General features: G+C 67.5%; 19 protein-coding genes and 4 pseudogenes. 13 read left to right on the forward strand and 10 right to left on the reverse strand.

Going from position 1 to position 22,188, the window contains the following annotated elements; genetic code table 11:
- The first annotated feature begins 294 nt into the window (after positions 1-294).
- The 6 genes and pseudogenes from U9978_RS15795 to U9978_RS15820 all read left to right on the forward strand — a co-directional run bounded on the left by U9978_RS15795 (position 295) and on the right by U9978_RS15820 (position 5,920).
- Positions 295-1,350, forward strand: a complete 1,056-nt coding sequence (locus U9978_RS15795; RefSeq protein WP_322761893.1) for an ABC transporter substrate-binding protein — start codon at positions 295-297, stop codon at positions 1,348-1,350.
- Between the two features lie 70 nt (positions 1,351-1,420).
- A pseudogene (locus U9978_RS15800) lies at positions 1,421-2,230 on the forward strand (ABC transporter ATP-binding protein); the annotation flags it as partial.
- A 187-nt stretch (positions 2,231-2,417) separates the two neighbouring features.
- A complete protein-coding gene (locus U9978_RS15805) occupies positions 2,418-3,278 on the forward strand; it encodes an ABC transporter permease (RefSeq protein ID WP_416211001.1) in 861 nt (286 codons plus the stop codon).
- An 82-nt stretch (positions 3,279-3,360) separates the two neighbouring features.
- Positions 3,361-4,713 (forward strand): LLM class flavin-dependent oxidoreductase, encoded by a 1,353-nt coding sequence (locus U9978_RS15810; RefSeq protein ID WP_322761896.1) that lies wholly within the window; start codon positions 3,361-3,363, stop codon positions 4,711-4,713.
- A gap of 548 nt (positions 4,714-5,261) precedes the next feature.
- Complete coding sequence (locus tag U9978_RS15815) at positions 5,262-5,675, forward strand: hypothetical protein (protein WP_322761897.1); 414 nt, start codon at positions 5,262-5,264, stop codon at positions 5,673-5,675.
- Complete coding sequence (locus U9978_RS15820) at positions 5,657-5,920, forward strand: hypothetical protein (RefSeq protein ID WP_322761898.1); 264 nt, start codon at positions 5,657-5,659, stop codon at positions 5,918-5,920. Before U9978_RS15815 ends, U9978_RS15820 begins: the two co-directional genes overlap by 19 nt.
- Before the next feature lie 51 nt (positions 5,921-5,971).
- Here U9978_RS15820 and U9978_RS15825 read toward each other — a convergent pair whose 3' ends face one another.
- From U9978_RS15825 to U9978_RS15850, 6 genes and pseudogenes are all read right to left on the reverse strand, one after another.
- Positions 5,972-6,400 (reverse strand): hypothetical protein, encoded by a 429-nt coding sequence (locus tag U9978_RS15825; RefSeq protein WP_322761899.1) that lies wholly within the window; start codon positions 6,398-6,400, stop codon positions 5,972-5,974.
- 15 nt (positions 6,401-6,415) lie between these two features.
- Positions 6,416-7,515 (reverse strand): annotated as a pseudogene (locus U9978_RS15830) (LLM class flavin-dependent oxidoreductase).
- Positions 7,512-8,261, reverse strand: a complete 750-nt coding sequence (locus U9978_RS15835) for an oligopeptide/dipeptide ABC transporter ATP-binding protein (RefSeq protein ID WP_322761923.1) — start codon at positions 8,259-8,261, stop codon at positions 7,512-7,514. The pseudogene U9978_RS15830 and the gene U9978_RS15835 overlap by 4 nt, the downstream one beginning before the upstream one ends.
- Positions 8,146-8,682 (reverse strand): annotated as a pseudogene (locus U9978_RS15840) (ATP-binding cassette domain-containing protein); the annotation flags it as partial. The pseudogene U9978_RS15840 and the gene U9978_RS15835, both read right to left, overlap by 116 nt.
- Positions 8,679-9,743: an ABC transporter ATP-binding protein gene (locus U9978_RS15845; RefSeq protein ID WP_322761901.1), complete on the reverse strand. Its 1,065-nt coding sequence runs from the start codon at positions 9,741-9,743 to the stop codon at positions 8,679-8,681. The pseudogene U9978_RS15840 and the gene U9978_RS15845, both read right to left, overlap by 4 nt.
- 275 nt (positions 9,744-10,018) lie before the next feature.
- A complete protein-coding gene (locus U9978_RS15850) occupies positions 10,019-10,426 on the reverse strand; it encodes a limonene-1,2-epoxide hydrolase family protein (RefSeq protein WP_322761902.1) in 408 nt (135 codons plus the stop codon).
- 62 nt (positions 10,427-10,488) lie between these two features.
- On the opposite strand from U9978_RS15850, the gene U9978_RS15855 reads away from it, so the two are divergent.
- The 3 genes from U9978_RS15855 (at position 10,489) to U9978_RS15865 (ending at position 14,027) form a co-directional block, all read left to right on the forward strand.
- A complete protein-coding gene (locus U9978_RS15855) occupies positions 10,489-11,148 on the forward strand; it encodes a TetR/AcrR family transcriptional regulator (protein WP_322761903.1) in 660 nt (219 codons plus the stop codon).
- A 204-nt stretch (positions 11,149-11,352) separates the two neighbouring features.
- Positions 11,353-13,101, forward strand: coding sequence for a SpoIIE family protein phosphatase (locus tag U9978_RS15860; protein WP_322761904.1), 1,749 nt, complete (start codon positions 11,353-11,355; stop codon positions 13,099-13,101).
- Between the two features lie 197 nt (positions 13,102-13,298).
- Positions 13,299-14,027, forward strand: a complete 729-nt coding sequence (locus tag U9978_RS15865) for a tyrosine-protein phosphatase (protein WP_322761905.1) — start codon at positions 13,299-13,301, stop codon at positions 14,025-14,027.
- Between the two features lie 178 nt (positions 14,028-14,205).
- Here the strand turns inward: U9978_RS15865 and U9978_RS15870 are convergent, their stop codons facing one another.
- From U9978_RS15870 to U9978_RS15880, 3 genes are all read right to left on the reverse strand, one after another.
- Positions 14,206-15,582: an NtaA/DmoA family FMN-dependent monooxygenase gene (locus U9978_RS15870; RefSeq protein ID WP_322761906.1), complete on the reverse strand. Its 1,377-nt coding sequence runs from the start codon at positions 15,580-15,582 to the stop codon at positions 14,206-14,208.
- Between the two features lie 36 nt (positions 15,583-15,618).
- Entirely contained in the window at positions 15,619-16,821 is a 1,203-nt protein-coding gene (locus tag U9978_RS15875) for an LLM class flavin-dependent oxidoreductase (protein WP_322761907.1), read from the reverse strand.
- Positions 16,822-16,900: 79 nt separating this feature from the next.
- Positions 16,901-18,085 carry an MsnO8 family LLM class oxidoreductase gene (locus tag U9978_RS15880; RefSeq protein WP_322761908.1) on the reverse strand — a complete coding sequence of 395 codons (1,185 nt, stop codon included), beginning with the start codon at positions 18,083-18,085 and terminating at the stop codon, positions 16,901-16,903.
- 250 nt (positions 18,086-18,335) lie between these two features.
- Here U9978_RS15880 and U9978_RS24100 point away from each other — a divergent pair, with 250 nt between their 5' ends.
- From U9978_RS24100 to U9978_RS15890, 3 genes are all read left to right on the forward strand, one after another.
- The gene (locus U9978_RS24100) at positions 18,336-18,431 is read left to right on the forward strand and encodes a putative leader peptide (RefSeq protein WP_416210996.1); all 96 of its coding nucleotides are present in this window, start codon (positions 18,336-18,338) and stop codon (positions 18,429-18,431) included.
- Between the two features lie 372 nt (positions 18,432-18,803).
- Complete coding sequence (locus tag U9978_RS15885; protein WP_322761909.1) at positions 18,804-19,367, forward strand: cysteine dioxygenase family protein; 564 nt, start codon at positions 18,804-18,806, stop codon at positions 19,365-19,367.
- Positions 19,368-19,438: 71 nt separating this feature from the next.
- Positions 19,439-19,783 carry a rhodanese-like domain-containing protein gene (locus U9978_RS15890; protein ID WP_322761924.1) on the forward strand — a complete coding sequence of 115 codons (345 nt, stop codon included), beginning with the start codon at positions 19,439-19,441 and terminating at the stop codon, positions 19,781-19,783.
- A gap of 65 nt (positions 19,784-19,848) precedes the next feature.
- On the opposite strand, the gene U9978_RS15895 is transcribed toward U9978_RS15890, so the two are convergent.
- Positions 19,849-21,450 carry an MFS transporter gene (locus U9978_RS15895; RefSeq protein ID WP_322761910.1) on the reverse strand — a complete coding sequence of 534 codons (1,602 nt, stop codon included), beginning with the start codon at positions 21,448-21,450 and terminating at the stop codon, positions 19,849-19,851.
- Between the two features lie 320 nt (positions 21,451-21,770).
- Between U9978_RS15895 and U9978_RS15900 the strand changes: the two are divergent.
- A pseudogene (locus U9978_RS15900) lies at positions 21,771-21,940 on the forward strand (IS1380 family transposase); the annotation flags it as partial.
- Between the last annotated feature and the right edge of the window lie 248 nt (positions 21,941-22,188).

Consider the following 22,188-nt stretch of genomic DNA (forward strand, 5'->3'; position numbering starts at 1 on the left):
GCTGCCAGCTGCCGTGCTTTCAGCGACCGACATCTGACCTATTTTTACCCCTATCCTCGTCGCCTTTTCTGCATCTCTCTTCAGGATCTCCTGCGTGAGGCCCACGCTGACGCCGCCGGCCGCTTTGGTTTCACCCATACCAATGCAACCTCGTGGCTACTGAGACCTCATGCCTCTTGGGACCTCATGCCTCTTGGGATCTTGCGGCGACCGGTCCCGCCCAAACCGTCCGCCCCGGACCCGGCCGGCGGCCCACACCGCCAGTTTACTTCGCCCTCATGTGAAGGACGCACCATGTTTTGCACCATCCGCAGGAAATCCAAGGCCCTCACAGTCGCCGCAGCCCTGGCCGTGACCGCCCTGGCGGCTGTGGCCTGCGGCAGTGGCGACAGTGGCGGCCCTGGCAGCAGTGGCCCGACTGCGGGGGCCGAACAGACCGAGCTGCGCTACCAGGGCTCAGTCGGCCAGGTCACTCCGGCCGAACTCGCCGCCGATCTCGGCTATCTCGGCCCGATCACGCTCAAGTGGATCGGGAACACCATCAGCGGTCCGCAGGACATCCAGGCCGCCACCACCGGTGACACCGACTTCGGCGGTGCGTTCAACGGCGCCATTATCAAGCTGGTAGCGGCCGGCGCTCCGATCAAGGCAGTGGTCAGCTACTACGGCGTCGACAAGGATTCCTATATCGGCTATTTCGTGCCGGCGAACAGTTCGATCTCGTCCGCTCGTGACCTGATCGGTAAGAAGATCGGCATGAACACGCTCGGCGCGCATCTCGAAGCCATCCTCGACGCTTACCTCAAGAAGCAGGGCCTCAGCGCCGAGGACGTCAAGAAGGTCGTTCCCACCGTGGTTCCGCCGGTCAACACCGAACAGTCACTGCGCGCCGGCCAGATCGACGTCGCCGCGCTCGGTGGAATCCTGCGGGACAAGGCGCTGGAACGAGGGGGGCTCCGCCAGCTGTTCAGCGACTACGATCTCTTCGGGACGTTCTCCGCCGGCAGCCTGGTGCTGCGTAATGACTTCATCAAGAAGAACCCGACGACCGCGAAGCAGTTCGTCGAGGGCGTCGCCAAAGCCCTTGAGTGGGCAAAGACAGCCCCACGCGCGGAAGTGGTCGCCCGTTTCGAACAGATCATCGACAAGCGGGGACGCCAGGAGGACAAGAGCGCGATCAAGTTCTGGAAGAGTTACGGGGTTGCCGGGCAGGGCGGACGCATCCAGGACGCGGACTTCAGCCGCTGGATCGACTTCCTGCGCGAGCGCGGTGAGTTGAAGAAGGACGTTTCGCTGACCGACCTCTTCACCAACGAATTCAACCCGTTCCGAGCTGCCACCGGCTCCTGACCCCGGCGGGAGGCGGGTGGTTCCCGGTACACGGTGTGCCGGGAACCACCGTGTACCGCAGTGAGGATGAATGCACGTGAGTACAATAGAATTCCAACGGGTCACGAAGAATTTCACCATTCGGACCGACACCCGATCACGCGGTACGAGCAGCGAGTTCACCGCGATCTCCGAGGTGGACCTGGATATTCGCAGTGGCGAATTCCTCGTCCTGGTCGGGCCGAGCGGGTGCGGCAAGTCCACCCTACTCGACCTCCTCGGCGGGCTGACCAGACCCAGCAGCGGGCGCATTCTCGTCGACGGTGTCCCGGTCTCGGGGCCGGGCCTCGACCGCGGGATCGTCTTCCAGCAATATGCACTCTTCCCATGGCGGACCGCGCTCGGGAACATCGAGTTCGGTCTCGAAGCCAAACGAGTCCCGAGGTCCGAACGCTCCGCGCGGGCGAAATCCTATCTGGACCTCGTCGGACTGACCGGATTCGAACGTCGCTATCCGCATGAACTGTCCGGAGGCATGAAACAGCGGGTGGCGATCGCGCGCAGCCTCGCCTACGACCCTGCGGTGCTGCTCATGGACGAGCCGTTCGCCGCGTTGGACGCGCAGACCCGGGAGACGCTACAGGACGAGCTGCTGCGGATCTGGGCGAAAACGCGCAAGACCATCCTGTTCATCACACACTCGATCGATGAGGCCGTGTACCTCGGTCAACGGGTCGCCGTGATGACGTCGCGGCCCGGCCGGATCAAGCAGATCATCGACGTCCCTCCCGCCGGTACGGCCAGCGATGACCCCCGTTCCGATCCGGAGTTCGTGCGCTACCGGCATCTGGTATGGGAGCTCCTCCACGACGAGGTCACCAAGGCGCAGCAGGCCGAACGCCGGGCTGACGTCCCGCGCGGGCGGGAGGTGCAGGTTCAGGCACCGGATGCAGCGCCGGACCCGGCATCGGTCGGTGCCGGGTCGACCGGAGCCACCGGAAACGGGTTTGTCGGGACAATCAAAGCTACCGGCAAGGCCGCCGGGACGGATGACAGGTATGGCCGCAAAGAGGTGACCCGTGTCGGCAATCATTGATGACACCATCGGATCGGCCGTGGCCGGACCCGTGCTGGAACCCGCTGAGTCCGCCGGGCCGCCCGGTCGGCGATGGTGGTCGGCTTCGCTACGGGGCACGGCCACCGTGTTCCGCCGCATCGTGGCGATCGTCGTGCTCCTGACCGCTTGGGAGGTACTACCCCGGATCGGTGTCGTCGACCGGGTGTTCCTGCCGCCCTTCTCCGAAGTAATCGACGAGTGGTGGGCGCTGTTCATCAGCGGTGATATCTGGGCGAACACGAAAGCGAGTCTGACGCGCGCCGGCGCCGGTTTCACTCTCGCCATCGCGATCGCGCTGCCCCTGGGACTGCTGATCGGTTGGTTCCGGCAACTGGCCGAGCTTCTGAACCCGCTGCTGGAACTGTTCCGTAACACGGCCCCGCTGGCCCTCCTACCGGTGTTCGTCCTGATTCTCGGTATCGGCGAATCATCGAAGATCGGAATCGTCACCTACGGCTGCGTCTGGCCCATTTTGTTGAACACCGTCAGCGGCGTCAAGAACGTCGAACCGCTGCTGATCAAATCAGCGCGCTCGATGGGCCTGTCCTCGCCGCGGCTTTTCCAGAAGGTCATTCTTCCTGCCGCTGTGCCGACTGTCTTCACCGGCATCCGTCTCGCCGGGGCGTACGCGATCCTGATACTCATCGCCGCGGAGCTGGTCGGTGCGAAAGCGGGTCTCGGCTACTTGATCAACTATGCGCAGTCGAACTTCGACATCCCGGAGATGTACGCCGGAATCATCACGATATCGGCGATCGGGCTTGGTATCAACTACCTGCTCCTGACCCTGGAGCGGCGATTCTCGCGCTGGCGCGTCACCCCTGAGGCATGACCGCTGTGACCGCTGTGACCGCTGACCATCCGAACACGCAACAGCCAGGCCACTGGGTCAGGCCACCGAGAATCGGGACCAGATGAGCGACCAGCCTCGCCACCTACACCTCAACGCCTTCCTCATGCACGTCGGGCACCACGAGGCCGCCTGGCGGCACCCGACCAGCGAACCCGAACGCGATGGATCGGTCGACCATTACATTCGCCTCGCCCAGCTCGCCGAGCGCGGTAAATTCGACTCGATCTTTCTGGCCGACGGGCTCGCCCTGTGGAACAACGTCCGGTACAATTTTTCCGGCCGTTTCGAGCCACTGACCCTGTTGTCCGCGATCGCCGTGGCGACCAGTCGCATCGGGCTGATCGCCACGGTTTCGACGACCTACAACGAACCTTTTCATGTGGCCCGTAAGTTCGCCTCCCTGGACCACATCAGCGGCGGTCGCGCGGGCTGGAACATCGTCACCTCCGCGCAGGAGAACGAAGCGCGCAACTTCAACGCGCAGGCACATTTGGAACACCATCGCCGCTACCGGCGTGCGGCGGAGTTCGTGGACGTCGCGCTCGCGTTGTGGGACAGCTGGCAGGACGACGCGCTCGTCTACGACAAGCGGTCCGGAGTGTATGCCGACACCGCCCGGATCCACCCGGTCAACCACACCGGCCAATATTTTTCGGTGGCCGGACCACTGAATGTTCCCCGCACTCCCCAGGGTCATCCGCTCCTCGTGCAGGCCGGCTCCTCCGAGGACGGCAAGGAATTTGCCGCACGGTACGCCGAGGCGGTCTTCACCGCGCAGCAGACCCTCGCCGACGGCCAGGAATTCTACTCCGATCTGAAACAGCGCGCAGCCCGTCACGGCCGTTCACCGGAACGGATCAAAATTCTGCCTGGAATCGCGTCTGTTCTCGGTTCGACCGAGAAGGAAGCAAAACAACGGGAAGCCGAACTGAACAGCCTGATCGTACCCGAATACGGGCTTGGCCAGCTGTCGACAATGGTCGGCGTCGACCTTTCTGACCATCCGCTCGACGGCCCGCTGCCGGCGGAGCTGCCGAACGTCGACGACATCAACGGCAACAAGAGCCGTTTCACTCTCGTTGTGGAACTGGCCCGCCGGGAGAACCTCACCATCGGTCAGTTGCTGACCCGGCTCGCCGCCGGCCGCGGTCACCGTGTCTTCGCCGGCACCCCGGAACAGGTCGCAGACCAGCTGGAACAGTGGTTCACCAACGGCGCCGCCGACGGCTTCAACGTGATGCCGCCCTACCTGCCCGGTGCGCTGGAGGACTTCGTGGACCACGTGGTGCCGATCCTGCAACGGCGCGGGCTGTTCCGGACCGAATACACCGGGACGACATTGCGTGATCACTACGGACTGGACCGGCCGGCCGGCCGCATCGACGCGGTGTCAACCGACATCGCGGCCGGGTGATCGCAACATCCCCCTGTCCTGCCCGACAGGAGGATAATCCCACTGACCGCACCGGGAAAGTTGACATTTGGCCCCGGCGAGTACAGGGTGGAGGATGTGAAGCATCGCTGCTGCTCGGCGTGGCTCGTGATACGAGCTCACATCGACCTCATGCGAATCGCTTCGGCGACCTGTCTGCGCCCCGCGCCCTAGAGCGACCGACGACAGGGACTGTCCAGATCACAATGCCCGGGCGACGCCTGGCATCATCGGTCCCCGCGCATCGCGATCCACGCCATCGCTTCGCGAGTGGCGCGGCTCCCCGGTCGCGATGCACCGGTACCCCGGCTTTCCGGGCGAACGGCCTGGGCTCGAACGCGCCAAGGGCCGGTTGCGGGGGCGGCCACGATCGGCGAGACGTCTCCCCAGCGTGTTCGCCTGCTGTTTCTCCTGCCCGGACCCCGCCACACAATGCTGCGGGGTCCCATCGATCCTCCTCCCGTATACGCGACCCCCCGGGACCGCGCATGTCCGCCGCAGCCAGCCCGGGTGCACGATAGGAGAGACCCGTGACCCCTGTGTACCGCACGGTCGACCGCGCCATCCAAGGCGCCGAGGACGCCGCCTACGCCGTTGTGAAGCAGCCTTCCCACCGGCCTGCCCGCGATGCGTCCCCAACCGTCCGTACGTCCGTCGCCCTGCTCACCGGACGACACGAGACAGCGAAACATTTCGAACCCCTGGCGATCAGACTCGCTCTGGACAGCCACGCAACCACAATCACACGATCGGGCGACGACACAGCCATCTCACTCGGCGAGATACGCAACCCGGACGTACCGTTCGTCCTTCTCGGATCGGACACCGGCGCACTACGGGCGCTCGTTCTCGCCGGCTCGCCGGCTCGCCGGCGCTGCGGGCGGACGGCCTCGTCCTCCTCGGCCTACCCCTGCTCCAGCGGCCCGTGTCCGGCGAGCCGCTGACCGAGCTGCCCCCGCGGGCACTGCCCGACATGCCGATCCTCCTCATCCACGGCGACGACGACCAGATCAGCCCGCTGCCGCTCGCCCGGATGCTGACGCGGACGGCACCCCGAGCGGAGCTTGCGGTCGTGCCCAGCGGCCACGGCGTCCTGCGCGACGGCAGCTTCCGTTGGGCCGCCGCGCGGATACTCCTCTTCCTCGAGACCCTCATCCACAGCCGGGTCGGCACAGGGAAGCCGACATAAGAACGCCCGGCCACAGGGGCTAGGAGCGCCCGAGGACACGGCGTTCGATCACTAGGGCCTGGCAGACCAGGGACGGGTGCCCGGCGGGGGCGTGGTGACGGTGAGCGGCGGCAGCTCACCGACCCAACGCTCGATCTCCACCAGGGCATGCTGGCCGACACAGCCCTGGGACAGTCGGGAGGTCGGCACGTCGGCGGTCAGCACGTTGGGATTGCCATGGACGCAGAGGTCGAGTTCGACGAACTCCTCCCGTCCGCGTCCGTCCGCCGGGCCCGGGCCACCTTCCAGCCATCCCCGGCGGACGGCGGGGCGCGCCACCCGGGTCGGGTGACGCAACGCGCCGGGGATGTTGGCGAGCAGCGGCGACGGCGCCGGGTCGTCGGGATGCGGGACCACCGTGATCCCACCGTCCGCACCGACCCGGACACCATAGGCTCCCCAGTGCGACGTGGTCGGGAACGTCCTCCCGGTCGCCGTCAATGCCTTCTCCTCTGCTTACCAGCGGGCAGCGGGGACCTGGGCAGATGCGCCGACGGCCTCGCGGTCGGCGGTCTGTTCCCGGACCAGACGGATCAGCGTGCCGTAGTCCCGGGCGTCGTCCAGCGGTGCGAACCCGCGGATGAGCAGCGTCGACACGCCGATGTTGACATAGTCGACGAGCGACTCGGCAACCTGCTCGTAACTGCCGACGAGGGCGGTGGAGTTCCCGGCCGCGCCGGTGGCTTTGGCGACCGCGGTCCACAGCCGCTTGTCGTGCACCTCCGCCTGGTCGGCATAGCGCAGCAACCGCTGGCTGCCAGCCTGCGCCGAGCTTTCGATGTTGAAGGTCTTCTTCAGCTCGCCGACCCGTTCTCTGGTGAGCTCCAGGATCTCCGCCGCGCGCTGCCAGGCGGCCTGCTCGGTGTCGGCGGGGATGGGACGCAGACTCACGCTGAACCGCGGGTTGCGGCCGTATGGTGCAGCCGCCGCGCGCACCTCGCCGATCCGCTCGATGATGCCGGCGATCGGCTCACCCCAGAACGCATACACGTCGGCGTGCTTACCGCCCACCCGCACTGCGTCCGCGGAGGCTCCGCCGAAGTAGATCGGGATGCGGCCGTCCGGCCGCACCGAGGACCGGGCGCCGCGGATCGTGTAGAACTCGCCGTCGTAGTCGAACGGCTCGGTCGATGCCCATTCGCGGCGCAGCACATCGAGGAACTCGTCGGTGCGCCGGTACCGGGTCACCTTGTCGGACAGGTCCCCGTCGCGCGCCTGGTCGGCGTCGTCGCCGCCGGTGATGACGTGCAGTGCCACCCGGCCCGGATGAAAGGCATCCAGCGTCGCGAACTGGCGAGCGGCGATCGTCGGAGCTGTGAAACCAGGCCGGTGCGCCAACAGCACCTTGAGCGTCGTCGTGCGGGACAGAATCTGGTCGGTGATGACCAAGCCGTCCGGGTGATGGAGGCGTGCGCGACCAGGACCCGGTCGAACCCGGCGTCCTCGTGCGTGCGCACCAGCCGCTCCAGATAGTCGGGGTCAACCGCCGGACCCGAAAACGCCTCCGACTCGCTGCCCGCGAAGGTGCTCGCGATACCGATGAATTCGATGCTCACGCTGGAATCTCCCTTTCCGTAGCCGATCTGTCTTCAGAATCGATGTGTGTTCGATGGCCCAGGTTGCTGCGGCTGTGTGCTTTCGGCTGTGTGGCTGCGCCGATCTGTTCGCGCCAGGTGGCGACGTGATGACAGGCTGCCGTCCAGCCTCCGCGGCCCGGCTCCGGCCGGTCGGGGACGGCGCGCAGTGCCGGGGCCCCGGCGCAGACCTCGGTGGCGAAGGGGCACCGGTGGGCGAACACGCAGCCACCGATGGTCAGGGGACGGCGCGAGGTCGGGCTGCCGGCGGCGTCGGGCCGCAACTGCGCGGGAGAAAGCCGGTTCTCCCGCCGGATGCTCGGGGCGGAGGCGATCAGAAGGGCCGTGTAGGGATGCCGGGGCCTGCTGAACACGTCCGCGATGGGACCGTCCTCGACGACCCGCCCCCGGTAGAGCACGACGACGCGATCGGCGATGCCGGCCAGCGAGCTGAGGTCGTGGGAGATCAGCAGAATCCCGACCGTCAGCTCCCTGCGCAGTCCGTCGAGCAGCCGCAGGATTGTGGTTGCGGTTGGAGGCGTCCAACGCGCTGACCGGCTCGTCGCACACCAGCAGCCGCGGGCGCCTGATGACGGCGCGGGCGATGGAGACCCGCTGCCGTTGCCCACCGGAGATCGTACCCGGCGGGCGGTGCGCGACCGTCGGGTCGAGGCCGACCCGACGCAACGCATCGACCACCCGTTCGGCCCGCTCGCTGCGGGTCCCATCGCCGGCGATCGTCAGCCCCTCCGCCACGCTGGCACCGACGGTGAGGTCTGGATCCAGTGAGCGCAGCGGGTCCTGGAAGACGAACTGGATCGCTCCTGTCCGCCGGAACTCACCAAGGGCACGGCCACGGAGCCGGGAGATGTCCCGACCATCAAGGACGACCCGGCCGGTGTCAGGCTTGCCGAGCCCGACGATGGCTCGCGCGAACGTCGTCTTGCCCGATCCCGTCTCGCCGATGACACCGACGATCTCGCCGGCGCGGACGGTCAGCCCGACATCGGCCAGTACGGTGACCCGACCGCTGCCGCCGGGCCGGGGAAAGGACACCCCGAGGCCCTCGACCGCCAGCAACGGCACCTGCGGCAGCTCAGCCCGTCCGACCTGGATGGGCAACGCAGTGGCCAGCCTGGAATCGGTCATGCGACGACTCCTGCTCCGCTCAGCACGATCTCCTCGGCCCGGACGCACCGCACGGCCCGTCCATCCCCCGCTCCGGTCAGTGGCACAGGGCCGGAACGGCACTGCGCCGTCACGAAGGCGCACCGGTCGGCGAACCGGCAGCCGCTGATCGCGACACCGACCGGTGGCGGCTGGCCCTCGATGACGTCGAGGGTCCGCCGTTCCCAGTTCCCGACCGACGCGACCCGCAGCAATGCCTCGGTGTAGGGATGCCGTGGCGCGTCCAGCACCTCGGCGGTCGGGCCGGTCTCGATGAGCTCGCCCGCGTAGAACACCAGCACCCGGTCGCAGAGCTCGGTGATGACAGCGAGGTCGTGCGAGACTGCGAGGACGGCCAGGCCGCGGTCCGCCCGCAGCCGTGCCAACAGCTCCAGCACCTCGGCCTGGATCGTGACGTCGAGCGCCGTGGTCGCCTCATCCGCGACGAGCAGCTCCGGTTCGCCGGACACGGCGATCGCCAGCACGACCCGCTGCAGCATGCCGCCGGAGAGCTGGTGCGGGTACTGCCGGTACACCTGTTCGGGTTCGTGCAGCCCCATCGTCTCCAGCAGTGCCACCCCTGTCTGGTGTGCCTCCCGCCGCGAGCTGCGACGCTTCACCCGCAGTTGTTCGGAAAGCTGGTGGCCCACGGTGTGCGAAGGATTGAGGTAGGACGCCGGGTCCTGGAAGACCGCGGCGATCCGCGTCCCGCGCAGGTCCTCCCAGGCCCGCCGGGGCAGCTCGACCAGCGAGCTGCCGGCGAAGTCGATGCTGCCGCCACTCACCGCGCAACCCGGGGGCAGAACACCGAGCACCGACCGGCAGGCCAGCGTCTTGCCACTGCCGGACTCCCCGACGATGCCGACCGCCTCGCCCCGCCGGATCTCGAACGACACGCCGCGCACGGCTTCGGCCCGACCGTCGGCCACGGTGACCCGCAGGCCGTCGACCGTCAACAGGACGCTGTCCGCCGGCCCCGCGGCGGTAACGGTACCGGTGGTTGTCCGGGATGCGGTGGCCGGGCGGCGGCGGAGCCTATGCATATGTCTCCTCCCTGGCAGGTGGACCCTGCCGTGCCCACTCTGGTGAACGCAGCCGGGCCGACCGGGGCGGTTCACTACTACCCGACCGGCTCTCAACGATGTGAATCTGATGCTGCAGTAGCAGCATCAGATTCACATCCTTAAATTCACATCCTTCAGCCCTGTGAACCGATGCGTTCTGGGCTGGTACGCCGGGTGAGCGTGCCCTTGCGGGGCTGCCCGTTCCCGGCGCTGCCTGTCTGAGCCCCGCCGGGAACGCCGCGCCAGGTCGATGGTCAGTAGGTCGCGGGGACCAGCGCGCTGGTGTCTGCGCCGCTCATCATCTTGGTGGGCAGCGCGGTGTCCAAGTAGTCGGTCCACCGGGTGATTACCCCGTCACGGACGACGAAGGTACCCATGACCGGCACGCCCCTCACACCGTCAGGAGTCCGGATCATGTCAAGACGTTCAGTGAGAACCACGTCGCCATCGACCGCCAGATTGATCATTTTGTACTCGTAGGCGTCGGGAAACATGGCGAACTGACCTGCGAGATCGTCCAGCACGGCAGTGGCGCCGACGGACGCAGGCATGCCGGTGTTCTGGTAGACGGCGTCCCCTGCGAGAAAGGGCCGCAGCAGAGCAGGGTCACGCTTGGCCATCAGGTCGCAGAACTCGCGGATGATACGGGCTGCGTCACTCATTACGCTTCTCCTTCGGTACACTCGGTGACATACAGACTGTATGTTGTTCATACAGACTGTATGTGGACCATACTGGGGAGGTGGACAGCGGTCAACGGACGTCGACATCCCGCAGTGCCGTACGAGCGGCGCTGGTCGCCGAACGCGCGGAGGCCACGCGCTCCGCCCTGGTCGCGGCGGCCCGGCGGCTGTTCGTCGAGAAGGGCTACTTCGACACCAGCACCGAGGAACTCGTCGCGGCGGCCGGCGTCGGCACCAGAGGAGCGCTCTACCACCACTTCGCAGACAAGAAGGCGTTGTTCCTCACCGTCTTCGAGCAGGTTGAGGAGGACGTCCTCGCCGCCGCGGACACCGCCACCACCAGCAGCGGCGACGCCCTCGCCCGCCTCCGGCACGGCCTCCTGGGATTCCTCGACGCGTCACTCCAACCCGAGGTGCAGCGCATCCTGCTGATCGACGGACCGGCCGTCCTGGGCTGGCGAGAATGGCGAGCGATCGAGGAACGCTACGGACTCGGCGCGATCCACGCCCTCCTCGACCTCGCGGTGGCAGAGGGAACCATGCCAGCCCAACCGCTCAACGCTCTCGCCCACATCCTGCTCGCCGCCATCGACGAGGCGGCCCTGTTCATCGCCAGCGCCGACGATCCGACCGCCGCGAAGGACCAAGCCGTTGCCGCTGTGGACCAGCTACTCACGGGACTGAAAGTCACCCACCGCTAGGGCGTGTCTGATGGATGTTGGTCGAAGCGATCGAAGATCCATCAGGCACGCCCTGGAGCCACCCCCCACTGCCAGGTGCCGTTGCGGTGCGGGTGCTCCCGTTCGCGCAGAAGGTGGACGTGTCCCACACTTGTACGCGTCTCTACCCGCCCGAGCCTCCGGCGACGACCGGCAGCTCATGTCCCTGGCAGGACCGGTCCCGACATGAACCCGATGCCGCAGTCCGGCGGTCAGGCGCCCGAGGACCTCCGTACGTCTCGGCCTGACTGGCCCGTCCCGCCGACATCGGGCCGCTGGGAAGAGGTGCTGCTCTGTTCGCAGGTGTTCGACGCGGCGCCGATCATACTGTCGGTCATCGATCGCGGCCTGCGGCTCCGAGCCGTGAACAATGCCTGGGTCAATGCCTTCGGCCTGTCCGCCGAGAAAGCGATCGGCAGACGTGTGTCCGAGTTGTTCCCGGACCTCGACCCTGTCAATGCGGAGCTGGACCGCCTGGTCATGGCGACCGGTGAGGCGATCATCGACGATGAGGTGACCGCGGCGATGCCGACGGACCCGTCGGACCAGCGTGTCCTGCGGGTCTGCCGCTACCCTCTCCACGACTCGGCCGGAGCCACGGTCGCGATGGGTGTGGCGGCGGTGGACGTGACCGATGAGCGCCGCGCGCAGGCCGAACGCGACACGGTGGAGCGGCGGCTGCGGCTACTGAGCCGGGCGAGCGGGCTGCTCGGCGCGTCGCTGGACCTGTCCGCAACGGTCCGGGAGATAGTCACCCTCGTCGTCCCGGAGTTCGCCGACATCTGCGAGTTGTACCTGGCCGACGAGCCCTATCCCCTGGATGCCGACCCCGACCCGCTCATGCTCCGCCGGGTCGTATGGGCCCACTCCTCGGATCTACCCCGACCGCCTCCCGATCTGGACCTTCCACAGCCGGGCGAAATGATCAATGTGAAGGGGCGTCCGCCGGGGCAGGTGTTCATCACCGGTCAACCAGTCCGCATCGACATCGATGACAGGCTGTTCGACGCCTCCCCCGCGCCGCGCGTAGCCGCGGTGATCCGGCACTTCCGGCTTCGGTCCGGGATCGTGGTGCCGCTGCTGGTCGGCGGGGAGTACCTCGGAAGCGTGGGGTTCGGCGTCACCGCGGCGCGGCCCTACGGCGAGCCAGATGTCCAGACCGCGGCGGAGCTGGGGAGCCGGATCGCAAGCGCGATCGCGAATGCGCGTGCTTTCGACCACCAGCGAACCGCCGCGTTGACGCTGCAACGCGCACTCATGCCTCGCGGCATCCCAGCCGTGGAAGGTCTCGAACTGGCGTGGCGCTACCAACCCGGCACCAGCGGCACCGAGGTGGGTGGCGACTGGTTCGATGTCCTCCCGTTGCGGGCCGGACAGGTCGCGCTGATCATCGGCGACGTCATGGGCCGTGGCCTGGGCGCCGCCGCCGCCATGGGGCAGCTGCGCACCACCGTCCGGGCCCTCGCCCGGCTCGACCTGCCCCCCGCCGCCGTGATGACCGAGCTCGACGCCGTCACCCGGAGCATCGAAACCTTCGCCAGCGTGCTGTACGTGATCTGGGACCCGGCCGGCGCCACCCTGACCGTGGTCAACGGCGGCCACCTGCCCCCGGCCCTGCGCCATCCTGATGGAACCGTCGAACTCCTCGACGATGCCAACGGGATCATCCTCGGCGTCGACGAGCAGACGTTCATCGAAACACATAACCGGTTCCCAGCCGGATCCACTCTCGCCCTGTACACCGACGGCGTGGTCGAATCCCCCGCCGTCGACATCGGCGAGGGCTGCCTACGCCTGCTGCGCGTCCTCTCGGAAACGACAGACCTGTCCGCCACCGCGGACCGCCTTCTGACGCTCATCAACCGCAGTGCCGGCTATGACGACGATGTCACCCTCCTGCTCGCTCGTGCCCGGCCGGAGGGAGCCACCCGGTGAGCCGCACCGGAGCATAGGGGGAGAACGGCCTGAGTCACACGCCGCAAGTGACGAATGTCTGGCTACGCGTCGTCAGATGAGTCGACGATATCGGAAATGTTGGTATCCACAGCGCCGGGGGGCATTGATCTGGACGCGGTGAACCGCACGTTCGCCGGCCACGCAAGCCGGACCGCTCCATTCGTAAGCTGACCCGCGTGAGGAGATATATCGCGTTTGAGTGTCTGCACAACTTCCGGGATCTGGGCGGCTACCAGGCCGCTGATGGCCGCACGGTGCGCTGGGGTCGGCTGTTTCGCTCCGACTCGCTGGGCAAGCTGCAGAGCCAGGACTGGGATCGCTTCCTCGCCCTGGGCGTCCGCACCGTGATCGACCTTCGGTATCCCTGGGAGATCGAACGCAGCGGACGTGTCCCGCGCCACCAGTGGCTGGTCTACCACAATCTGAGCATCGAGCACCGGCCGTACGATCAGGCGGGCCTGGACCCGGACGTCGAGCCCGCGCGCTTCCTGGCCGACAAGTACACCGAGGTCGCCCACGACGGCGTCAAGGAGCTCCGGCGCGCACTAGAGATCATCGCCGGTGACACCGCTCCGTTGGTGTTCCACTGTCACTCCGGCAAGGACCGCACCGGCCTGCTGGCCATGCTGGTCCTCGCCCTGGTCGGGGTACACGAGGACAACATCGTCGCCGATTTCGCCCTGACCGAGCTGGCCACCGAACGCCTGGTCGCCGAGTGGCACGCCGATCACCCCGATCTGACCCTCGGGTGGCCCGCCTACGGCCGAGCCCCCGCTGAGATCATGCGGCTCTTCTTGGCCAACTTGATCACGCGGTACGGATCGGTGCACGACTACGCCGCCGAGCAGCTCGGTGTTGACGACGATCTGGTGGCGGCACTGTGCAGGCAGCTACTGCATCCGTGAGTCCGTCCCGCGAGCCCGACCCCTACCCGACCGGCTCTCAACGATGTGAATCTGATGCTTCAATAGCAGCATCAGATTCACATCCTTCAGCCCCGTGCACCGACGCGTTCTGGGCTGATACGCCGGACGATGGGAAACCCGGCGGAAATGACGGGGCTGTTCTCCAACCCCGAAAACCTCACGAGGCCGCCTGTGTACGTGTGTCCTGTCTGCCGGGGAGCGGTAGGCCGAGGTGATCGCGCAAGGTAATGCCCTCATATTCGCTGCGGAAGACGCCTCGTTCCTGTAGCAGCGGCACGACCGTGTCGGCGAACTCGTCCAAGCCGCCGGGTGTGATGTGTGGGACGAGGATGAATCCGTCGCTGGCGTCTTCCTGCACGAATCTGTTGATCGTCTCGGCGACGGTGGACGGCGTACCGATGAACGACTGCCTGCCGCTGACCTCGATGACCAGCTCGCGGATGGAAAGCTTCTTCGCTTCAGCCAGCTCACGCCACTGTTTCGCCACCGCGAGCGGATCGGAGAACATCCGCACGCTGGCGCGGCCCCGCGCGATGGTGTTCTCGCCCGGCTCGGGGTCGATCTCGGGAAGCGGGCCGTCGGGGTCGTAGGAGCTGAGATCGCGGTTCCACAACTGCTCGAGGAATCGGATCGCGGTCTGCCCGCTGACCTGCTGGTGGCGGACGATGGCAGCGTGTTCGTGGGCCTCGGAGCCGGTGTCGCCGAGCACGAAGGTGGCGGCCGGGAACACGAGCAGATCCCGCGGGGTCCGACCATACCGCGCCAGCCGGCCCTTGACGTCAGCGTAGAATGCCTTGCCGGCCTCAAAGGTACTGTGTCGGCTGAAGATCGCATCGGCCGTCGCCGCGGCGAATTCGCGACCCTCGCCCGAGTCGCCAGCCTGGAAAATCACCGGCCGGCCCTGCGGACTACGGGGCACGTTGAACTGGCCGACAATATCGAAGTGTGCGTCGTGATGGGCGAACGCGCCCGCGGACGCGTCGTTGATGAAGACCCCTGACGCCTTGTCGGCGATGATCTCGTCACCGCGCCAGGAGTCGAACAGTTCCCACGCCGTCCGCATGAACTGCTCGGCCCGCTCATAGCGTTGATCTTCGCGGAGGAATCCGCCGCGGCGGAAATTCTCGCCGGTGAACGCGTCCCATGAGGTGACAACGTTCCATGCGGCCCGCCCACCGGAGAGATGGTCGAGGCTGGCGAACTGGCGGGCGACCTCATAGGGCTCGTTGAAGGTGGAGTTGATCGTGCCGGCGAGTCCCAGCCGATCGGTGACGGCAGCCAGCGCTGCGAGCACCGTGAACGTGTCCGGACGGCCCACCACATCCAGGTCATAGATGTGGCCGGCCTGCTCACGCAGCCGCAGCCCTTCGGCCAGAAAAAGGAAGTCGAACTTCGCCCGCTCGGCTGTCCGGGCGAAATGCGTGAACGAGTTGAACTCGATGTGGCTGCCCGACCGCGGGTCGCTCCATACGGTCGTGTTGTTCACACCCGGGAAATGCGCGGCCAGGTGGATCTGCTTACGCGGCTTGCTCATCTGGGATCCTCGCAGGTCATCTGGGGGGCTCGCGCGTCAGACAGCGGCGTAGCGGCTGGCTGGGCGGTGCAGACCGAGCAGACCGAGCAGCGTGTCCGCCTCGTACTCCGTGCGGAAGGCGCGGCGGCGTGCAAGCTCCGGCACGAGCCCACGGGTGATCGCGTTCAGATCGTGCGGGATGGCGGCGGGACGCAGCCGGAAACCGGTCAGGCCGGCCCGCTGCCACTCCTGCAGCAGATCGGCCAGCCCGGCCGGCGTTCCGCTGAACACACGCGCATCCGAGCGGTACCCGGCGCCGGCCAGGCCATCGAGCCGTGCCCTGCGGTCGGCGGCCTGCCCCGCATCGACGTCCAGGAAAACCACGAGGTCACCGAAGACGTGCAACAGCTCATGATCCCGACCGGCGGCGGCCTGTTCCGTACGGACCTCCTGTTCGATGGTGCGTACCTGCTCGGCGTCGTGCGGCGTCACGTACACCACATCGGCGGCGCGGGCAGCCAGCCGGTAGGCGACGGTGGCATGCGCGAGGGCGGTGACCAGCGGTTGGCCCTGCGGCGGACGCGGCGTGATCGACGGACCCCGGACGCTGAACCAGCTGCCCGCGAAGTCGATGTAGTGCAGCTTGCCGCGATCGACGAACCGCCCGGTCGCCGCATCACGGATCTCAGCGTCGTCCTCCCAGCTGTCCCACAACCGCCGGACCACCTCGACGTAGTCGCCGGCTTCGTCGAACAGATCCCTGATCAGCTCGGCCGCGGCGGGCTGCTCCCGGTCTGCGAACCGGAACGCGGGGATGTCGCGCCGCCCGAAATGGCCTGCCTCGGCCTTGCTCGCGCAGACCTGGACCCGCCAGCCGGCACGGCCGGCGCTGACGTAGTCGAGGGTGGCGATCGCCTTGGAGATGTGGAAGGGCTCGGTATGGGTGACCGTCACAGTCGGCACGAGTCCGATGCGCCTGGTATGCGGGGCGACCCGAGCGGCGACCGCGACCGCATCGAGACGTCCGCGTATCTGGTCAGTCCGATCGTCCGGGCCCTGGTAGCGCGAGGACTGCCACGACAGGGAGTCCTCGATCGTCACGAAGTCCAGCAGACCGCGCTCGGCCTCGTGCGCCAGGTCGGTCCAGTACCGGGCGGTGAACAGGTCGTCGGGCCGAGCGTCGGGCTCCCGCCATGCGGCGGGATGCCAGCCCGTGCCATCGAGCGCGACAGCAAGGTGCAGTGCGGAGGATGGGGTCATCGGTCGGTCTCTCCCTGCTCGGATCGCACGGGATCTGCTGGGCCGGTGGTGGCGGTGGCCGTGGGGTGACGGGCCGCCGTCAACCGAGGCGTGCCCATGCCCCGGCGAGCAGCTCATAGGAGCGCACCCGGTCGGTGTGGTCATGGGTGATCGTGGTGATGAGCAACTCGTCGGCTCCGGTGGCGTCGCGCAGTGTGCGCAGCTTCTGGACGACGGTCGCGGGCGAACCGACGAACTGGGTGTCGACCCGGTCCGCGACCAGCGCACGACCCTGCTTCGTCCAGGGGTAGGCGGCCGCCTCGGCCGGCGTGGGATAGGCGATGGCGCCCGCACCGGTACGGATGCTGGCCACCCACGGGCCGTACCCGCTGGCCAACCGGCGGGCGGTCTCGTCATCGTCGGCGACCACGACATCCGCGGAGACCATGACACGCGGTGCTCGCAGCGTCTCGGACGGGGTGAAGGCAGCCCGGTACGCCGCGACCGTTTCCAGCACGGTGGACGGCACGACATGGTAGTTGGCCGCCAGTGCAAGCCCCGACTCGCCGGCGGTCCGCGCGCTGTCGCCGGCACTCGCGGCGAGGATCCACAGTTCCACATCGGCGCCTTCGGCGGTGGGCGCTGCCAGGTGCAGGCCGTCCGGTGTGCGGTAGTCACCGCGGATGAACGCCTGGATGTCGCCCACCTGCAACGCGTAGGTGTCGGCGGCGTCGTCGCGGGTCCCGACCAGGTCCAGTTGCCGGCGGAGACGGTCAAGATCGAACATGATCCTCGGCGCCGGCGGGATGAACAATCCATTGACCACGGACGGACCGGCAGACGGACCGGCAGACGGACCGGCGGCCGGACCGGCGGCCGGGCAACCGCCCGTCGGCTGCGGCCCGACGGCGGACCTCGTGGCCCTTTCGATCAGCCTGCTGACGCTCGAGCGACCGAGACCGAGGTCGATACGCCCGGGATGGATGTGTGCGAGGGTCCCGAACTGCTCCGCGATGACGAGCGGGGTGTGGTGGCCGGTCTGCACCGCGCCCGACCCGACCCGGATCGTCCGGGTGGCATCGGCGACCAAGGCGATCAACACGGCAGGCGCGGCCGAGGCGACCCCGGGCGTCAGATGGTGCTCGGCGAGCCAGTACCGGGCATAGCCGAAGCGCTCCGCGTGGCGGGCAAGGTCGATTGTGTTGCGCAGCGCATCGGCTGCCGTCGACCCGGAGCTCAGCGGTGCGAGATCGAGCACCGACAGCGGAACAGGACCTGACGCCACCCGCTCGCTCCTTCCTCAATGCCCGAACCGCAATGCCCGAAGTCGACACGGCGACGGCACGTCAGACGTGAAAAAGCGTGTACACCCAGCACTCTCGGGAAATCGACATTGTCGAGTCAAGAAGTAGACAAGTGATTTACGCCACAATGATAGACAGGCCGGCGGCGGCCGCCAGACCCGCCGATCACTCGTCGAATTCTCCACTGAGACAGTCGACAATGCACCCCGTGCTCCGCTAGCCTCACAGGTCATGAGCGGTCGCACCGTCCTGGTCAGCCGCCCGCACGTCGACTACGTACGGGTAGCCAGCGCACTGTGTCTGCGCTGTCGTATGCCTACCCGGTAGCCAGGACGATCTGCGAAGGCCGCCGGCGGGGCGCAAAAAGTGATCATGCGGTCCCTGGCTCACTCAAGCCAGGCTGCCCGATCCATCGTGGCGAGCGTGACTGACAGTAGTTACAGCCGGCCTGCCTCCCGGCGTCCGGCACCCGATGTTCGACCTTTCGACGTCGTTTCCGGCCTGCCACGGTGACCACGGTGGCCGCGCCAACCTGATCGGGGAAGCCGTTTCGCCACAGGAGCACTCCCGCCGCTGCCTCACCACGGGCTCCCCTCCCCACGCCCCACGGACCTACCGCCGTCACCGGCCGTCACAGCGTTCAGCCATGCCTGCCGTGTCTGTGCCAGCTACCCGTCCCACCTCTGGAGGTACCGTCTCGTGACCACCGCTGCACCCGTGGACGTCGACCTCGACCACAGCGGCATGACCACGGCGCCGCCCGCCCACACCTACCTCAGCAGTCGCCGCCGCCCGACGGATCTCACACTGATCGTCCGCCGGCTCGCAGCACACCGGGACAGCTGGACACCGCTGGTTCGGTTCGACCCGATCCGCCGATGGTCCACGCTGCTGGACGCCACATCCGACTACCAGGCGTGGCTTTTGACCTGGTTACCCGGCCAGTCCACCGACCTGCACGACCACGGCGACAGCGCGGGCGCGTTCGCGGTCGTGGCCGGCGTCCTCACCGAACTGACCGTCGTCCCCGGCCGGTCCGAACCATTGCGCCCAACGGCCCTCACCAACCCAACGACCTTCGCCACCGGTCAGGCCCGCTCCTTCGGCCCCGCCCACGTCCACGACATCAGCAATACCGGCAACGCTGCAGCGGTCAGCATCCACGTTTACGCGCCGGCGCTGGAGTTCATGCGACGCTACGCCCTGGATCCACACGCGGGACTCGTCGAGATCGGCCGCGAGCGAGCAGGAGTCGACTGGTGACCGTTACCCCGCAGCCCCCGGCAGGGGCCCGGACGATCGAACAAATCCTCGCCGACACCCGATCCAGGCTGATGCGGCTCACCCCCTCCCAGGCAGACCAAGCGCGCCGGCAGGGCGCGGTCATCGTCGACATCCGCCCGGCCGCACAGCGCGCGGCCGAAGGAGAGATCCCCGACGCTCTGATCGTCGAACGGAACGTGCTCGAGTGGCGCTTCGACCCCACCAGTGACGCCAAGCTCCCCGAGGCCACCGGCTACCACCTGCAGATCATCATCGTGTGCTCGGAGGGCTACACATCCAGCCTCGCCGCAGCCTCCCTCCACGAACTCGGCCTGCAGCACGCCACCGACGTCATCGGCGGATTCCGCGCATGGGCCACCGCAGGTCTGCCGACATCCGTGTCCCAGCCCACCTGAGATGATTCTTGGCAGTCCGATGGATCTTCGATCGCGCGGGATCCGATGATCCGAGTACGGCTCGCTCAGGCCGCGGGTGCCGCGGGTGCCGCGGGTATCGCGCCGCTCGCCGGAGCAGGTCGGTCGTCCCCGCCACGGCCGCCACCGTCGCCACCACCGCCCGAGCCGCGGACGACGAAGTCACGCTGTCGGATGAGGACGAACGACAGTCCCGCCGCCACGAAGGCTGTAACAGCTGCGACCAGCAGGATCTCGTTCAGCCCGGTGACGAAGCCGGCGTGCGCGGCGGCGCCGATCGCAGCACGGGCGGACGGTGGTGCGTCCGCGACCGCCGCCTGGATGCCACCGCCTGACACCGCCCGGGCGATGTGACCAGCCTGGTGGGCCACGGGGGTAGCGGCCAGCGCGCTGGTGACAGTGTCGCGCAGTTGGGCACTGAAGATCGAACCGAGGCCGGCGATACCGGTCGCGATCCCGACCTGACGAAAGGTCGTGTTGATCCCGGACGCCATGCCGGCGCGTTCCGGTGCCACCACACCGACAGCGGTGGACGCGAGCGGAACGTTGACAAAGCCGGCGCCGACACCCGCGACGATGAAACCGGGGATGAAGTGGGTCCACCCGGAGCCGACGGTCAGACCGCGCATGAGCAGCAGCCCCGCGCCGACGGCCGCGAATCCCGGGCCGATGAGCAGCTTGGCCGGCACGCGTTCGGTGAGCCGCCCGGCGATGGCGGCGGACACGAAAAGCGCCCCGCTGAGCACCAGGAACCGGGTGCCGGTGGCGACGGCCGAGAGACCGAGCACGCTTTGCATGTACAGGACGAGATAGGTGAACATCGAGAACAGGCTGGCGGACAGCCCGAACGCGGCGAACAGACCACCATCGAAGGTCGGCTTGCGCAGCAGGGTGAGGTCGAACATCGGCTGGGTCTGCACGGCCTCGGCGACGCCGAACGCCGCCAGCAGCACAGCCGCCCCGATCAGGCACCCGGCGACCGGGGCCGAGCTCCAGCCGTCGATGCTGCTGCGGATGAGCCCGTAGACCAGCGCGCTGAGCGCGCCGGAGAACGTCACCAGGCCGAACCAGTCGATCCGTCCGGCCCGCGGATCGCGGGACTCCGCGACCGCGAGCAGGGTGATCGCGACCGCGACGACGCCGACCGGAACGTTCACGAAGAAGATCCATCGCCAGGACAACCCGCTGGTCAGCACCCCGCCGAGGACCGGGCCCACAGCGACCGCCACGCCCGTGACAGCCCCGAAGACCCCGAAGGCGACCCCGCGGTCCCGGCCGCGGAACGCGTCGGCGAGCAGCGCCAGGGACGTCGCGAACATGATCGCTCCGCCGACTCCCTGCCCGGCCCGGGCCAGGATCAGGAACAGCGAGGTTTGCGCGAGGCCGCACAGGAACGACCCGACGGTGAACATGGCCGTGCCGACGGCGAACATCAACCGCCGACCGAACCGGTCTGCCAGCGAACCGGCCGTCAGCAGCAGGGCGGCCAACGTCAGAGCGTAGGCGTCGATCATCCATTGCAGGTCCGACAGCGAGGCGCCGAACGCCCGCCCGATGTCCGGCAGCGCCACGTTCACGATCGTGACGTCGAGCAGCAGCATGAAGACGCCGATGCAGACCGCCGTCAGCGTCCACCACTTCCTCTGCACGATTCCTCCCCAGACACGCCTGTTACGGATACCTGCGCGATTGTCACCTTGATTAATTATCAACTATCTTAAGGATAAGGCCGAGCGGGGCCGACAACGTGACGGCCGGAGGGATGCATGATCGGGGATGCCGACAAGGCATGCGACCCCGAGATGTCCTCCTGGATAGCCGCCCAAGAGGCATACGGTCGCTACTACAGCGCTGATCACCTCGGAGCCCTTGATGTCGCACGTCATACGCAGGCCATAGTGCATCGGGCAGGCCGAGGACATCCTGTCGCATCTGGATGGCGAAGCGATCGCGGTGCTGGCCGAGGAGATGGACCGCCGAACTCACCGGCCTGCTCGACTTGACTGGCTGGCCACCGGGCATGCGGGTCATCGTCCGCAAGGAACGGCCCCACCCCGACGCTCAACGGACAATCACCGACGCCGACGGGAATCGGGCACCGCCTTCGCGACCAACACCGTACGCGGGCAGCTCGCCGAAAGGATGGGTGGTGCTCCCGAAGTCCGCCCCGGCCGCCCACGAAAGATCCGGACTAGCTGTGCGGGCGGACTCGACCGCCGGTGTCAGGAAAGCGCTACTTGTACGTTCTGCGTCTAATGTGATACCCTTTCCGACGCAGGGCGATCGCAGTCCGCGTCCGAATCCAGTTTCACAGCTGCGGGGGAATATGGAAGAGATTCCGTTGGACGTGGTCCAGCTCGCCGCCCGGCACAGCCTGGGGCACCTCG

The organism is Protofrankia sp. Cr2, assembly GCF_963555885.1.
GTDB lineage: Bacteria > Actinomycetota > Actinomycetes > Frankiales > Frankiaceae > Protofrankia.